Genomic DNA, 13847 nt, shown 5'->3' with positions numbered 1-13847 from the left:
GCGCGGACTGCGGCGCCGACCGGGCACTGTCCCCTACAGGCGCTCGACGCTCTCGCCCTGTCTTTGTAGTTGTCGCTGCAGGCTGTCCGGCCCGGCCAGGTGCGCAGCACCCACCGCGATGAACACGGTGCCCGGCTGCTGCAACAGCTCAGAGACCTGCCTGGCCCAGGCCTCGTTCCGCTCGACCAGCAGGCGCTGGTAAAGCTCCGGCTCGTCGCGGCGCATCAGCTCGTTCTCAAGGCGGGCGAGTGCTTCGTCGTCGCCGTTCTTCCAGGCCTCGATGATCGACTTGAGATCCACTGTCGCCCGATCGGTGTCGCGCAGGGTCGAACGCAGCATGGCCAGTTGCATCGCCTGTGGCATCCCGGCGAGGAAGCCGATCTGCTGTTCGGCCGTCTCCAGCGCACGCACCGGCTTGCCGGCCTTCTCCATCGCTGCGCGCAGCTGCCTGTCCACGCCCTGGGCCGGGTCCAGTCCGGCCTGGGTGAGTGGCGCCACCGTGAGCGTGAGCGCGGCCAGCCACGGACGCATCATGTTAAGTGACGCGACGCCGCCGGGCACGTTGGCCAGCCGCGCTGCCCGTTCAAGCCTGCTACGGTCGAACGGCGAGAGCAGGCCGGTCAGCGGGTGCGTCATGTCCATTCCGTAACGCAGCACCAGCGCGGCCATGTTGGCCTGGTCGTCGTCCACGATTTCCACGTACAGCGTCTGGCTGTCGGCCAGTGCCCTGTCCAGCGCCGGGAAATGCCAATCGGTGTCCTGCGGCAGCAGGTGCACGGTGCCGAAGAGATAGATGGTGGTGTCGGCGTCCTTGACCACCCAAAGCCCCGGGTGCGCCAGCGCGGGACCGGCGAACAGGCCAAGCAGGAGGGTGAGCAGGAGGGCGCGGATGCGCGTGGCCATCAGTGGCTCACTCCACGCCGCGCAGGAAGCGGATCAGTCCATCGAAATACGCCTGCTGGTCGTCGTACATGGCCATGTGGCTGCCCTTGGAGCACAGCAGGAACTGGCCTTCGGGCAGGCGTTTGGCCATGCCGGCCATGTATGCCGGATCCATGGTGTCGTACTTCGCCGCGATCACCAGCGTGGGCACCGTGATGCGGTGCAGGTCGGCGCTGCGGTCCCAGTGTTCCAGCCGGCCGCTGGCGCCCAGTTCGCTGGGCCCCTGCATCAACTGGTAGATGTGCTCGTTGACGTGCCCGAAGGAGCGCAGCACGGGCTCGGGCCACTGTGCCGCCGGCATGCGCAACAGGTGCTTCTCGTAGTGCATCGGCATCAGGATCTGCATGTAGCGCGGGTCATCGGTGCGATGTTCCGCCTCCAGCTTCTGCACCTCGGCCAGCGCCTTCGGATCCATCGATGGCATCAATACCTTGTGCGCGTAGTCGTTGTAGGCGGGGATCGAATCGACCATGTTCGAGATCACCAGGCACTTGAGGTGCTGCTGGTATTTCAGCGCGTACTCGATCGCCAGCACGCCGCCCCAGGAGTGGCCGAGCAGGCAGAAGTCGTCCTTGTCCAGGTGCAGCGCCTGGCGAACCTGCTCCACTTCCTCGACGAAGCGATCGGTAGTCCACAGGTCGTCGCTACCCGGGCCCTTGGGCTGGTCCGAATAGGCCGAGCCAAGCTGGTCGTAGTAGTAGTACTCGATGCCGGCGCCGGGGAAGTAACTGTCGAACGCCTCGAAATATTCGTGGGTCATGCCCGGGCCGCCGTGCAGGAGCAGCACCTTGAGCCGCGGGTTGTTGCCCACGCGCTTGGTCCAGACCTTGAAGTGGCCCCTGGGCGTGTCGATGGCGATCATCTTCACGCCGCCGCTCAGCACATCGTCGTGGTCGGCGTGGGAGAAGTAGGCGGGAACGCCGTCGGCGGCGCGGCCGGTGCCGGAAGGCGCGAACGCGAGGATGGCGAGCAGGCAGAGCAGGTAGTGCTTCATGGCGGGCCCCGGCGGTTTGCCGCACTATCCCCCGCCACCCGCGCCGCTTCAACCGGCGGCCTCACGGCCCGCCGGGTTCTCATGCGGCCCGGCAGGGTGCCGGAACAGCATCCCGGATCAGCCGATCCGCCAACTGGTCGACCTGCGCTTCCGCCTCGGCCAGCGAGCGGGCCAAGGAAGGCCCGCCGAACTCGTCGTACTCGACGGCGACGCCGTGCACGTCGGTGATGCCGATGTAGCCCAGGGCGGTCCGGATACCGTCCTCGACGTGGTTCATCGCGCGCAGCCGGTCGGCGTAGCCGTAGTCGCCGCGCGAACTCAGGATCACCAGCCTTCGCGGCCGATCGGTCAGCAGCGGCCAGTAGGGCGCGCCTTCGCGCGAGCGGTCGAAGCCGAACGTGCGGCCGACGCGCACGATCTGGTCGATCCAGGCCTTGAACGCGGCCGGCATGCCGAAGTTGTACATGGGCACCCCGGCGACGATCAGGTCGGCGCCGATCAGCTCATCCACCAGGATTTCGCTGGCGGCCAGCGTCTCGTCCATCCAGGGCTCCCGCCGGTCGGGTGGCGTAAACGCGGCGTGGATCCAGTCGCCACTGACCGGTGGCGGGGGATTCGCTCCGACGTCGCGGTAAAGCACCGGGTCGTGCGGGCGTGCCGTCTTCCAGCGCTCCACGAGCCGGGCGCTCAACCGGCGTGTATGGGAGCCATGGGGTTGTTGATCGGAACGACCGGAGCGGGCGCTGGCATCAATGTGGAGCAGGGTGGTCATGCGACCTCGTCGGATGAGGCAGGCTCAGCTGCCTGCGTTGAACGCCAGCTTGGAACTGGAAAGTTCCACGGACAAACGATAGTTTTTCGCGCCATGGGTGAATTGAACTCACCCAGAGGGAGCGACCCATGCGAAAACTTCCGCCGCTGGCTTCGCTGCGTGCCTTCGAGGCGGCGGTGCGCCACCTGAGCTTCAAGCGTGCGGCCGAAGAACTGGCGGTAACGCCCACCGCCGTCAGCCACCAGGTGCGCCAGCTGGAGGACCGGCTGGGCGTGCGTCTGTTCGAGCGGCATCCACGCCAGGTGGTCGCTACTGCCGCCGCGATGGAGCTTTACCCCGTGCTGCGTGATGGCTTCGATGCTTTTGCGCGCGCGCTGGACTCGGTGGCCGACCGCCGCGCCCGGCGCAGCCTGACGCTGTCGGCGACCAGTGCGTTTGCCGCGCGCTGGCTGGTGCCGCGCATTGCTTCGTTCCGCCGCGCCCACCCGGGACTCGACCTGCGCCTGCATGCCTCGGACGAGCCGGTACGCCTGGAGGGCCGCGACATCGACGCCGCCATCCGCTACGGCCGCGGGCCGTACCCAGGCCTCGTCGCGCTGCCGCTGGCGGCCGACCACTTCGCCCCCGTTTGCAGCCCCGCGCTGCTCCTGCGCCGGCGCGCCGACCTCGCACGGTGGCCGCAGCTGCATTTCGAATGGCGGCACCGGCGCGCCGACAACCCGACCTGGCGGCGCTGGCTGGAACAGGCAGGCATGCGCGGCGTGCTGCCGGAATCGGGCGTGGTCTTCAGCGACGAGAACCACGCGATCCAGGCGGCGCTGGCCGGCCAGGGCGTGGCCTTGCTCAGCCTTCTGCTGGTGGGGCCGGACTTGCGCAGCGGTGCGCTCGTGCAGCCGTTCGGGCCGGTGCTCGAGGGCTACCGATACCATCTGGTCCATGCGCCGGATGCGCCCAGGCGCGACGAACTGGCGGCGCTGGCGGACTGGTTGCAGGCCGAAATGAACGCCGAAGCGGTCGCTCCTACCGTGGCACGCGGTAGCCGCCGGGCACGCCGCGCGGGCTCAGCGTGAGCTGCCAGAGCTGGTCGCGGCGGCTGCGGAAGACCGCGGCGGAGACGGCCAGGTAGTAGTGCCACATGCGGCGGAAGCGGTCGTCGTAATGGTGCGACAGCGCCGGCCAGGCGGCATCGAAGTTGGCGCGCCAGGCGGTCAGCGTCCTGTCGTAGTCGGCACCGAAGTTGTGCCAGTCCTCGACCACGAACAGGTCTTCGAGCGCCGTGGCGGTCTGGCTCATCGCCGGGATCATCGAGTTGGGGAAGATGTATTTCTCGATCCACGGGTCGGGCCGCGATGGCCGGCCGTTGCTGCCGATGCAATGCAGCAGGAACAAACCGTCCTCGCGCAGGCAGCGCCGCGCGACCTCGAAGTAGCCGCGGTAGTTGAGCGCGCCCACATGCTCGAACATGCCGATCGACATGATCGCGTCGAACGGCTCGTCCAGCTCGTGGTAGTCCTGCAGGCGGATTTCCACCGGCAACCCGGCGCACAGCGCCTGCGCGTAGGCCGCCTGCTCCCGCGAGACGGTGATGCCCACGCCTTGGACACCGTAGGTCTCCGCCGCGTACTTGAGCGCCTCGCCCCAGCCGCAGCCGATGTCGAGCACACGCTGGCCCGGCTTGAGCTGCAGCTTGCGGCAGATCAGGTCGAGCTTGGCGACCTGGGCGTCGTCCAGGTTGGTCGCTTGGGCCCAGTAGCCGCACGAGTACACCAGCCGTTCCCCCAGCATGGCCTGGAACAGATCGTTGCCCAGGTCGTAATGCGCCTTGCCGATCTCGAAGGCGTGCTCGCCGCGCTGCAGGTTCACGAAGCGGGCTTTGAGGTGGGCGATCAGGGTGTCCAGGGTGCGCAGCTCGTCGTCGATCTGTGCGCGCAGCAGTCGGGTGAACAGGCCGGACAGGTCGTCGCTGTCCCACCAGCCGTCCATGTAGGCCTCGCCCAGACCGAGCGAGCCGTGCGCGAACACGCGGGCGTAGAGACGATCGTCGTGTACGCACATGTCACAGGGCGGCTTGTCGGCCGCACGGACACCGGCCAGCGCGAGCAGATCGATCGCGCGCTGCTTGATGGACTGCTGGCGGAAGGGCATGCGGCGCTCCTTCAGATGGCGGCACGCCTCACTGCGCGCCCAGAACCCCAAAGCGTATGGTCGAGGTTGCATAGACCGCGTGGACGCCGGCCTCACGCACGCGAGCGAGCAGGGCGTCGGCCTCCGCCGGCCGGAGCAGGAACTCGGCCTTCACCGGGAGGTCGTCCGCAAGGTCGAAAAACGCTTCCTCGTGCAGCACGCCGTGGCGGCCGAAGCCGGCGGTGGCGCGGAATACCGAGCCGCCACCGATGCCCTGCTGCCTGGCCTGTTCCAGCAGCCATTCGGACAGCAACCTGCCGTCGTGGCGTGCACGCAGATGGACGTAGAAGCACAGCTGTACGCCTTCGATTGTCGTATCGCTCACGTTGGTCCTCCGTCGGATCTGCACGAACGCCCTTGGCGCGACCCACTGGCGGCGTGTTTGGCGGTCACGCCGAGGCAGCTGCTAAAAGGCGCGCAGCAGCCCGCGGGTGAGTGCAATGCCGAGCAGGGTCAGGCCGATCGAGCCCACCAGGTGCACCATCAGATGCCCGCCGAACCAAAGGTACTGCTGGCGCAGCAGCAGGGTGGAGGATTCGGCCGAAAAGGTGGAGAAGGTGGTAAGGCCGCCCAGGAAGCCGGTGAACACGAACAGGCGCAGTTCCGGTGGCAGCGTCTGGAAGTGGTCCCACACGCCCATCGCGCCGCCCATCAGCAGGCCGCCGAGCAGGTTGGCGAGCAGCGTGCCTGGCGGAAGCGTGGGAAAGAGGTGGTTGAGAAGACTGCCGAGCAGCCAGCGCAGCCAGCAGCCGAGCGCGCCGCCGAAGCCGATGGCAAGGAATCCGATGTAACCCACGAGAGCGCCTCCCTGAAAGGTCGAAATCCCGGACCTCCGCGCTGCGGGCATGCACCCGCACCCGGGGCGTCCGGTGTGCAGGCATCATCAACCCCTCGCTCGGGGCGGTTCGTTCCGTGAAGAACGGGAGGCATGCCATCTCCCATCCGGCGGATGCTAGCCGATGGCCGTGTGCCAGGCCAACGGCGTCCCACGGGAGCAGCCGGGGAGCGTGGCATACTCGCCGCCGCTTCCCGGCGTGATCCGATGACCACGACTCCTCCCCCCATCCGGCGCAGTCTGCCCTGGCTGTTGGCCGGGCTGTCGATGATCGGCCCGTTCTCGATCGACGCGGTGTTCCCGGCCTTTCCGCTGATCGGCGCCCGCTTCGGTGTTGACGAGGTGGCGCTGCAGCAGCTGCTCAGCATGTACTTGCTGACCTACGCGGTGATGAGCCTGTTCCATGGCGCGATCTCCGACGCGATCGGGCGCAAGCCGGTCATCGCCGCGGGCATGCTCGGTTATGCGCTGGCCTCGGCCGGGGCGGCGCTGTCGACCTCCTTCGGCATGCTGCTCGTGTGCCGCGGCATCCAGGGCGCCTGCGCCGGCGCCGGCCTGGTGGTGGGCCGCGCGGTGATCCGCGACAGCCTCGAGGGGGAGGCCGCGCAGCGGCTGATGTCGCAGGTGATGATGATCTTCGGCGTGGCGCCGGTGATCGCACCGATGGTGGGCGCGCAGCTGCTTGGCCTGGGCGGCTGGCACGGCATCTTCTGGGTGCTGACCGGCTTCACCCTGATACTGGCGATGCTGCTGGTGTGGCAGCTGGACGAAACCCACCCGTTGGCGGCACGCAGTCGCTTCGCGCTGAAGCCGCTGCTGGCCGGCTACATCGCGTTCGGGCGCGACCGGCCGTTCTGGCCATTGCTGATTTCCAGTTCGGTCAACTTTGCTGGGCTGTTCCTGTTCATCGCCTCGGCGCCGCGGATCATCCGCGAGCTGCTGGGCCTGTCGGCGCAGGGCTTTCCCTGGTTGTTCATCCCGGTGGTGGCCGGCCTGGTCGCCGGCGCCTGGTTGTCCGGGCGGCTGGCCGGCCGGCGCGGCGTAGGCTTCACGGTAAACCTGGGCTATGCGGTGATGCTGCTGGCCTGTGCGCTGCATGTGGTCCTCGCACTCGCGCTTCCGCAACCGCGGCTTCCCTGGTCGATGCTGCCGCTGGTGCTGCACGGCGTGGGCGTGCAGCTGGCCTTCCCGACGCTGACCCTGCTGCTGCTGGACCGCTTCGCGCACAGGCGGGGCGGCATCTCCTCGGTGCAGGCCTTTGCCAGCCTGCTCCTCAACGGTGCCGTGGCCGGTGTCCTTTCGCCGCTGCTTTCGAGCGACCTGCTGCACCTGGCGCTGGGGGCGAGCGTGCTGACGACGGTCGGCGCGCTGTCGTGGGGCTGGTACCGGCGCGTCACGCGGACGCCGCGCACGCCGCCGCCGCGCGACATCGAACTGCAGGCGCAGATCGCCGAGCCACGCTGAGCGGCGCCGGCCTGTCCGCGGACAGGCGCGCCGCCATGACTTCCGCCAGTCGGCCGTATCGCGATGGCCCTCTATCCTGCGCGACATCCCTTCGCTTCCCGCCTCCCGATGCGCCCTTCCGCACGCCATTGCGCCATGCGCGCCCTGATCGCCTCGTTCGCCCTGCTGGCCCTGCCCGCCATGGCGGTGGAAGTGGACGGCCACATCGACCCGGTCGAATGGCAAGGCGCCCGGCACATCACCGACTTCCGCAAGGTGCAGCCGCTCAACGGCGAACCGGGCAGCCTGCCGACCGAGGCATGGGTGCTGTCCACGCCGGACGGCCTGGCGATCGCGTTCCGCTGCATCCAGCCGCCGGGCGTGCCGCGCACGCACCAGCGCATCCGCCGCGATGAGCAGGCGCAGGTCGATCGCGTGAACCTGATGGTCGACTTCGACGGCGACGGGCGCACCGGCTACAACTTCATGGTCACGCTTGCCGACGACATCAACGACGCGGTGGTGACCCAGGAAACCCAGTTCAACACCGATTGGGACGGCAACTGGAAGCACGCCTCCAGCGAGGATGCGCAGGGCTGGAGCGTGGAGATGCTCATTCCCTGGTACATCGCGCCGATGCGCGGCGCGGTCGGCGGCGAGCGCACCATCGGCCTGTACCTGGATCGCGTGATCGGTTCGACCGGCGAGCGAGACGCCTGGCCGGTGGCCAGCTTCAACAAGCCGCGCTTCGTCTCCGACTTCAAGCCGGTGACGCTGCCGGCCTACACGCAGTCGCTGTTCGCGATCACGCCCTACGTTGTCGGGCTGCGCGACCAGGTGCACGGCGCGAACAGCTTCAAGGGTGGCGCGGACATCTTCTGGAAGCCGAACGGGCAGACCCAGCTCACCGCGACGATCAACCCCGACTTCGGCCAGGTGGAGAGCGACGACCTGGTAGTGAATTTCGGTGCCGAGGAAACGTTCTTTACCGACAAGCGGCCGTTCTTCACCGAGAACCAGGGCATCTTCGACTTCGGCCTCCTGATCGACAACAGCCAGCTGATCTACACCCGCCGCGTGGGCGGCCCCGCCGACGATGGCAACGGCTCCGGCGACGTGACCGGTGCGGTCAAGCTCAACGGCAGCGTGGGCGGCACCCAGTATGGCGTGCTCGCGGCGCAGGAGAGTGGCGAGGCGGGGCGCACGTTCTCGGCGGTGCGCCTGATCCATGACTACGGCACGCAGACGCTGGGCATGATGGCCACGCGCGTGGAGCGCCCCTGGCTCGACCGCGATGCGGACGTGCTGGGCATCGACCACAAGTGGCAGCCGAACGCCCAGCTTACGGTCACGAGCAACGTGGTCGGCAGCGCGATCGACCAGCGTGGAACCACCGTACGCGGCATCGGCGCCACATCGATCGTCGAGTACGAAATGAACGAGCGCTGGAGCCAGCAGTGGATCGCCATGCACTTCGACGACAAGCTCGATCTCAACGACTTCGGCTACCTGCCACGCAACAGCCTCAACTACGTGCACTACGAGGTGCGCCGGCGGTTCGCCGAGCTGCCGGCCGAGTCACGCTACGCCTCCCATCTGTGGCATTGGCGCATCATCGGCATGGACAACGACCACGGGCTGTCGCTGCAGCGGCAGTTCCGCGTGATCCGCGAGAGCCAGCTGCGTGACGGTGGACAGGAAGACTGGCAGCTCAACCTCGATGCACCGGCGCACGATGACCTTCTCACCCGCGGCCACGGGGCGCTGCGCATTCCGCACAACGCGCTGCTGGACTGGGAGCGCCAGAGCCCGCGCAAAGGCAACTGGGCGTGGGAGTCGGAGGTGACGCTCAAGGGGAGCGATCGTGTCGGACTGAAACGGGTGGGCTATGCCGCGCAGTTCCAGCCAACCTATTTCATCAATGACGCCTTCAGCCTGTTCACCGGCGTGACCTACGAGTTCGACCCGGATTGGCTGGTGTGGCAGCACGACAACCTGATCGGAAGCTTCGACAGCCACCAGATACTGCTCGACGCGGGCGTCAACTGGAACATCGGCAACCGCCAGGAGCTGCGCGTGAAGCTGCAGGCGCTGGGCCTGGACGCGCGGCTGCTGCAGGCCTATCGCGTCAACGGCGACATGCGCGCGGTCCCGGCGGACGACCCTGTGAACGACTTCAGCGTGCGCAACCTTGGGTTCCAGATCCGCTACCGCTACGAGCTGGCGCCGCTGTCGGACCTTTACGTTGTGTACGGGCGTGGCGGCTATGCGCTCGACCCGCGCTACAGCGAAGCCGGTAGCCAGTTCGGCCGCAGCTTCGACCTGCGCGACAGCGAACAGTTGCTGGTGAAGCTCGCCTATCGGTTCGAGCTTTAGCCTTGGGGCGAGGCGCCGGACGTCATGGCGCGCGTGTTGCCATGGTTGGCCCGTTGACGCTCCGCGCCGCATGCTGTGCGCATGACACCCGACTTCATCGCGTCACTGCTTGGCCGCCCGGCTACCGTGCTGCCGCGGGCGTTCTATGCGCGCGATCCGCGCGTGGTGGCGCCTGATCTGCTCAACAAGGTGCTGCTCGGCGCCGACGGGCGCAGCGGGCGGATCGTCGAGACCGAGGCCTACTGCGGCGCGATCGATCCGGCGGCGCACTCCTGGCGCGGGCGCACGGCGCGCAATGCGACCATGTTCGGGCCGCCCGGGCGGCTCTATGTGTATTTCACCTACGGCATGCACTGGTGCTGCAACCCGGTGTGCGGCGAGGAGGACCAGGGCGTAGCGGTGCTGTTGCGCGCACTGGCGCCTCTGACCGGGCTCACCGCCATGCGCGCCGCACGTCCCCGCTGCCGGCATGACCGCGACCTCTGCCGTGGCCCCGCGCGGCTCTGCCAGGCACTGGGCATCGGCGGAGCGCAGGATGGCGTCGATCTGGTCGAGGGTGCCGGTGGCTTCGTCTTGCTGGATGACGGCGTGGCGCCGCCGGCTGCCCCGGGGGTATCGACGAGGATCGGCATCACCCGCGCCGCCGAAGCGCCATGGCGCTGGTACGTGCAGGGCGATCGGCATGTGTCGCGCTAGGGCGGGGTTGACGCCCGCTTGATCCGCGCGGGCGGACGGTGAGGTGAGTCCACCGAGGAGAGCGGCCATGCCTTACAAGTCCACCAGCGATCTGCCCGACGCCGTGCGCGACAATCTGCCCGAGCACGCGCAGGACATCTTCAAGGAGGCGTTCAACAGTGCCTGGGACGAGTATGCGGATCCGGACAAGCGCCGGGGCAAGGAATCGCAGGAGGAGGTTTCGTTCAAGGTCGCCTGGTCGGCGGTGAAGAACGAGTACGAGAAGGGAAGCGACGACAAGTGGCACCGGAAGTAGAGCGTGCCGCTTGCTGCCCCTGGGACAGGGCAGGCAAAGGCGCGGGGTTTGCGGGAAAGGCCCGCTGCCGGCTGATCTTCTTCCAGAAGGGGTCGAGAGCTTTCCGCGAGCCTCGCCCCTCGTCAGCCGATTTGTTCAGGCCAGTCCACGGACCTTGAGGAACGCCAGCGCCTCGGCCGCGTCCTGCTCGAACCACGCCCGCGTCGATCCCAGCCGGAAGCTGTAGCCCCAGGTGTCCATGTCGGCCATCAGCCGTGCGCGACCGACGCCCGGCAGTTCGTCGGCGAGCAGGATCTGCAGGTAACAGGTGGCGTCTTCCTCTTCCACCGAATCGGTGGCGTCGGTATGTACCCGGGCGCGGCGATCGGACGGAAGCACCAGCAGGTGGCAGGCCTCGTGCAGCAGCGAGTGCACCGGCGTGTCGTCGCGTGCGTAGACGGCCGTGCCGATGATCCCGGCCTCTTCGTCGCCCCAGTAGCTTCCGGGGATGGGCTCGCCCGCAGGCACACAATGCAGCGCCAGGCCGTGGCGTGCGAGCAGGGCGGTGGGTGCGTCGAAGCCGATGTCGGCCAGGCGCAGGACGTCGGGAGTATTCATGGGCGTAGGGTGGGCTTGAGCCCACCGCTCCGGTGCCGCAAGGTGGGCTGAAGCCCACCCTGCGGGCTAGGGTGTGCTGGCGGCCTTGCCGTCGGGCAGGGCGACGGAAAGCTCCAGCACCTCATGGCCGCTGTCGCGCTCGACGTTGATGTTGATCGCGTCGATGTCGACGTGAACGTACTTCTTGATCACCTCGAGCAGCTCGTTGCGCATCAGCGGCAGGTAGTCCGGCGCGCCGCGGGTGGAGCGCTCCTGCGCCACGATGATGCGCAGGCGTTCCTTGGCGACCGAGGCGGTGGGTTCCGGCTTGCGCTTCAGGAAATCGAGAATACCCATCACCGTCAACCTCCGAAGACGCGCTGGAGAAAGCCCTTCTTGGCCACTTCCGTGAAACGCAACGGACGCTCCTCGCCAAGGATGCGCGCCACGGTGTCGCGATAGGCATGGCCGGCGTTGGAATTCTCGTCCAGGATCACCGGCACGCCGGCGTTGGAGGCGGCCAGCACGTTCTCCGATTCGGGGATCACGCCGACCACGAGGATGCCCAGGATTTCCTCGACGTCCTTGACGCTGAGCATCTCGCCCAGCGCCACGCGCGCGGGGTTGTAGCGGGTCAGCAGCAGGTGCTGGGTGATCGGGCCCTCGTCGCGTTCGGCGCGGCGGGTCTTGCTTGCGAGCAGGCCCAGGATGCGATCCGAGTCGCGCACCGAAGAGACTTCGGGGTTGACCACCACCACAGCGTGGTCGGCGAAATACATCGCCAGGTGCGCGCCTTTCTCGATGCCGGCGGGCGAATCGCACACGATGTAGTCAAAGCCGTCCTTGGAAAGGTCGTCGAGCACTTTCTCGACACCTTCCTGGGTCAGCGCGTCCTTGTCGCGGGTCTGGCTGGCGGCCAGCACGAACAGGTTTTCGTGGCGCTTGTCCTTGATCAGCGCCTGCTTGATCGTGGCCTCGCCGTGCACGACGTTGACGAAGTCGTACACCACGCGCCGCTCGCAGCCCATGATCAGGTCCAGGTTGCGCAACCCGACGTCGAAGTCGATCACCGCAACCTTCTTGCCGGCCATCGCCAGCCCGGTGGCCAGCGAGGCGCTCGTGGTGGTCTTGCCGACGCCGCCTTTGCCAGACGTGACGACGATAATCTCAGCGCTCAAGGGCTCTTCTCCGGAATGCTTGGGTGGGAATCGCGCCGGTCACAGCCGGGCGATCATCAATTTTTCACCATCGAGCCAGCATTGCACAGCCTGGCCTTCGAGGTCCTTGGGGATCTGTTCAAACACGCGGTAATGGCCGGCGATGGCCACCAGTTCGGCACGGAAATCGGAAACGAAGATGCGCGCCTTTTCGTCGCCCTGCGCTCCGGCCATCGCGCGCCCGCGCAGGCTTCCGTAAACGTGGATGGACCCGTCGGCGATCACCTCCGCGCCGTTGGCGATCGCGCCGGTGAGCACCAGGTCGCGGTCGCGCGCGTAAACCTGCTGGCCCGAGCGGACGGTGCCGTCGTGGTGTTGCGCGCCCAGTGCCGGTCCCGCGGGGGGCGCGGCGTGGATCGGTTCGCGCACCGGTTCGGCACGCGGCGCGGGGGCGGCCGCCGGCGCCGGAGCGGGCGGCGCAACACTGCCGCCATCGGCCGGCTCGTACGCGGCGCGGAACTTGGCGATCAGCGGCAGGCCCATGCGTTGGGCCAGCGCCTCGGTGGCGCTGGTGCCGTAGGCCAGTCCGACGGGCAGCATCCCGGCGCTGCGCACCGCCTCGAGCAGCGCATCGACGGTGCCGTCGTCGGGCAGGTCGAGCAGATGAGAAAGATCGAGCACCACGGCGGCGCGGGAGAACAATTGCGGCGCCGAGCGCACGCGGCGTTCGAGTTCTTCGCAGAGTGCAGCGGCATCCACGCGCCGCACGCGCACGCAGGCGATGCCGACCTGGCCGAAGCGCAGGTCGCAACTTTCAGTCGTATCCATCTTTACGGTCACGGGTGCCGCTCTCCGGCAAGGCGGCGCGGCTGGGAGGGGAGGGAAGAGTGGGGAGGCGGCAACTGGCGCTCGGCGAGCCAGGGTTCGTCCGGCAGGCCGCCGTTCTCGAGCCAGGTCTCGCGCACGTAGGCGTAGCTGGGCAGGTCCTTGGCCAGCAGGCTGACCTGCGGACCGGATTCGCCCATGCGCTGCTGGCCGACTTCCTGGAAGCCATAAGTGCCGTGGAACAACACGACCACGTCGTCGCGTGGCTCCAGGAACACCTCGCAGGTCAGCAGCGGCACGCGCACCTCGGCGTAGCTGGTGACGTCGCAATAGAGGATGCGGCCCAGGCCGTGGCGGCGGTACGCGTTGCCGATCACGATGCGGTCGATGTAGACGAAGGACTCGTAATGATCTGAAAACCAGCGGTAGTTGGGGCTGTCGTAGCTGCTGCCGTCGCGCAGGGCCATCAGGAAGCCGGCCAGCTGGCCGTCGATCTCGGCGACGCGGAAATATTCGGCACGCTCGAAGAAGTAGCGCAGCTGCGCGGCGTCCAGGGCGAGGATGGAGCGGCCGGCGGCGTTGTTGAGCGCCAGCACGGCATCCAGATCGTGCTCGCGCACGTCGCGGATGGCTAAGGCCATTCGTTGCTCCGCAGATGAACAGTCAGATCGGTGGGCCGCCGAGGGCGTCCCGCAAGGGCGCATTATGGCATGCGGGGGCGGGGCGCACACCCTGCGCGCGGCTGTAAAACC

At 67.8% G+C, this 13847-nt stretch carries 16 protein-coding genes and 1 riboswitch; of the genes, 5 read left to right on the top strand and 11 right to left on the bottom strand.

Annotated elements, in window-relative coordinates; translation table 11 throughout:
* Positions 1–33: 33 nt before the first annotated feature.
* The 3 genes from LQ772_RS12575 to LQ772_RS12565 form a co-directional block, all read right to left on the bottom strand.
* A complete protein-coding gene (locus LQ772_RS12575; RefSeq protein WP_231321223.1) occupies positions 34–903 on the bottom strand; it encodes a TraB/GumN family protein in 870 nt (289 codons plus the stop codon).
* Between the two features lie 7 nt (positions 904–910).
* A complete protein-coding gene (locus LQ772_RS12570; protein ID WP_231321222.1) occupies positions 911–1936 on the bottom strand; it encodes a proline iminopeptidase-family hydrolase in 1026 nt (341 codons plus the stop codon).
* A gap of 79 nt (positions 1937–2015) precedes the next feature.
* Positions 2016–2708, bottom strand: a complete 693-nt coding sequence (locus LQ772_RS12565) for an FMN-dependent NADH-azoreductase (protein ID WP_231321221.1) — start codon at positions 2706–2708, stop codon at positions 2016–2018.
* A 128-nt stretch (positions 2709–2836) separates the two neighbouring features.
* On the opposite strand from LQ772_RS12565, the gene gcvA reads away from it, so the two are divergent.
* A complete protein-coding gene (gene gcvA / locus LQ772_RS12560) occupies positions 2837–3778 on the top strand; it encodes a transcriptional regulator GcvA (RefSeq protein ID WP_231321220.1) in 942 nt (313 codons plus the stop codon).
* Here gcvA and cfa read toward each other — a convergent pair.
* From cfa to crcB, 3 genes are all read right to left on the bottom strand, one after another.
* Positions 3729–4853: a cyclopropane fatty acyl phospholipid synthase gene (gene cfa, locus LQ772_RS12555; RefSeq protein WP_231321219.1), complete on the bottom strand. Its 1125-nt coding sequence runs from the start codon at positions 4851–4853 to the stop codon at positions 3729–3731. The genes gcvA and cfa overlap by 50 nt on opposite strands.
* Positions 4854–4881: 28 nt before the next feature.
* Complete coding sequence (locus tag LQ772_RS12550) at positions 4882–5217, bottom strand: DUF190 domain-containing protein (RefSeq protein ID WP_231321218.1); 336 nt, start codon at positions 5215–5217, stop codon at positions 4882–4884.
* Positions 5218–5298: 81 nt separating this feature from the next.
* Positions 5299–5688 (bottom strand): fluoride efflux transporter CrcB, encoded by a 390-nt coding sequence (gene crcB, locus LQ772_RS12545; RefSeq protein WP_231321217.1) that lies wholly within the window; start codon positions 5686–5688, stop codon positions 5299–5301.
* Between the two features lie 71 nt (positions 5689–5759).
* A riboswitch (Fluoride riboswitch) is annotated at positions 5760–5840 on the bottom strand.
* Positions 5841–5934: 94 nt separating this feature from the next.
* Here crcB and LQ772_RS12540 point away from each other — a divergent pair.
* The 4 genes from LQ772_RS12540 (at position 5935) to chaB (ending at position 10537) form a co-directional block, all read left to right on the top strand.
* The gene (locus LQ772_RS12540; RefSeq protein ID WP_231321216.1) at positions 5935–7191 is read left to right on the top strand and encodes a multidrug effflux MFS transporter; all 1257 of its coding nucleotides are present in this window, start codon (positions 5935–5937) and stop codon (positions 7189–7191) included.
* 135 nt (positions 7192–7326) lie between these two features.
* Entirely contained in the window at positions 7327–9546 is a 2220-nt protein-coding gene (locus LQ772_RS12535) for a DUF5916 domain-containing protein (protein ID WP_231321215.1), read from the top strand.
* Between the two features lie 81 nt (positions 9547–9627).
* Positions 9628–10242 carry a DNA-3-methyladenine glycosylase gene (locus LQ772_RS12530; RefSeq protein ID WP_231321214.1) on the top strand — a complete coding sequence of 205 codons (615 nt, stop codon included), beginning with the start codon at positions 9628–9630 and terminating at the stop codon, positions 10240–10242.
* Between the two features lie 67 nt (positions 10243–10309).
* Positions 10310–10537, top strand: coding sequence for a putative cation transport regulator ChaB (chaB, locus tag LQ772_RS12525; RefSeq protein ID WP_231321213.1), 228 nt, complete (start codon positions 10310–10312; stop codon positions 10535–10537).
* Positions 10538–10672: 135 nt separating this feature from the next.
* On the opposite strand, the gene LQ772_RS12520 is transcribed toward chaB, so the two are convergent.
* From LQ772_RS12520 to LQ772_RS12500, 5 genes are all read right to left on the bottom strand, one after another.
* Positions 10673–11134 (bottom strand): hypothetical protein, encoded by a 462-nt coding sequence (locus LQ772_RS12520; protein WP_231321212.1) that lies wholly within the window; start codon positions 11132–11134, stop codon positions 10673–10675.
* Between the two features lie 66 nt (positions 11135–11200).
* The gene (gene minE / locus LQ772_RS12515; protein WP_231321211.1) at positions 11201–11470 is read right to left on the bottom strand and encodes a cell division topological specificity factor MinE; all 270 of its coding nucleotides are present in this window, start codon (positions 11468–11470) and stop codon (positions 11201–11203) included.
* A 5-nt stretch (positions 11471–11475) separates the two neighbouring features.
* Entirely contained in the window at positions 11476–12291 is an 816-nt protein-coding gene (gene minD / locus LQ772_RS12510; protein ID WP_231321210.1) for a septum site-determining protein MinD, read from the bottom strand.
* A 39-nt stretch (positions 12292–12330) separates the two neighbouring features.
* Complete coding sequence (minC, locus tag LQ772_RS12505) at positions 12331–13098, bottom strand: septum site-determining protein MinC (RefSeq protein ID WP_425600791.1); 768 nt, start codon at positions 13096–13098, stop codon at positions 12331–12333.
* 8 nt (positions 13099–13106) lie between these two features.
* On the bottom strand, positions 13107–13736 hold the full coding sequence (locus LQ772_RS12500) for a GNAT family N-acetyltransferase (protein ID WP_231321208.1): 630 nt from the start codon (positions 13734–13736) through the stop codon (positions 13107–13109).
* Between the last annotated feature and the right edge of the window lie 111 nt (positions 13737–13847).

Origin of the sequence: Frateuria edaphi, from assembly GCF_021117405.1 — a bacterium.
GTDB classification, from domain to species: domain Bacteria; phylum Pseudomonadota; class Gammaproteobacteria; order Xanthomonadales; family Rhodanobacteraceae; genus Frateuria_A; species Frateuria_A edaphi.
This window is presented reverse-complemented; position numbering and strand designations above follow the sequence as displayed.

Coding starts and splice junctions, on each gene's coding strand:
- LQ772_RS12575 (WP_231321223.1), bottom strand. CDS start 903: ATGGCCACGCGCATCCGCGCCCTCCTGCTCACCCTCCTGCTTGGCCTG.
- LQ772_RS12570 (WP_231321222.1), bottom strand. CDS start 1,936: ATGAAGCACTACCTGCTCTGCCTGCTCGCCATCCTCGCGTTCGCGCCT.
- LQ772_RS12565 (WP_231321221.1), bottom strand. CDS start 2,708: ATGACCACCCTGCTCCACATTGATGCCAGCGCCCGCTCCGGTCGTTCC.
- gcvA (WP_231321220.1), top strand. CDS start 2,837: ATGCGAAAACTTCCGCCGCTGGCTTCGCTGCGTGCCTTCGAGGCGGCG.
- cfa (WP_231321219.1), bottom strand. CDS start 4,853: ATGCCCTTCCGCCAGCAGTCCATCAAGCAGCGCGCGATCGATCTGCTC.
- LQ772_RS12540 (WP_231321216.1), top strand. CDS start 5,935: ATGACCACGACTCCTCCCCCCATCCGGCGCAGTCTGCCCTGGCTGTTG.
- LQ772_RS12535 (WP_231321215.1), top strand. CDS start 7,327: ATGCGCGCCCTGATCGCCTCGTTCGCCCTGCTGGCCCTGCCCGCCATG.
- LQ772_RS12530 (WP_231321214.1), top strand. CDS start 9,628: ATGACACCCGACTTCATCGCGTCACTGCTTGGCCGCCCGGCTACCGTG.
- chaB (WP_231321213.1), top strand. CDS start 10,310: ATGCCTTACAAGTCCACCAGCGATCTGCCCGACGCCGTGCGCGACAAT.
- LQ772_RS12520 (WP_231321212.1), bottom strand. CDS start 11,134: ATGAATACTCCCGACGTCCTGCGCCTGGCCGACATCGGCTTCGACGCA.
- minE (WP_231321211.1), bottom strand. CDS start 11,470: ATGGGTATTCTCGATTTCCTGAAGCGCAAGCCGGAACCCACCGCCTCG.
- minC (WP_425600791.1), bottom strand. CDS start 13,098: ATGGATACGACTGAAAGTTGCGACCTGCGCTTCGGCCAGGTCGGCATC.
- LQ772_RS12500 (WP_231321208.1), bottom strand. CDS start 13,736: ATGGCCTTAGCCATCCGCGACGTGCGCGAGCACGATCTGGATGCCGTG.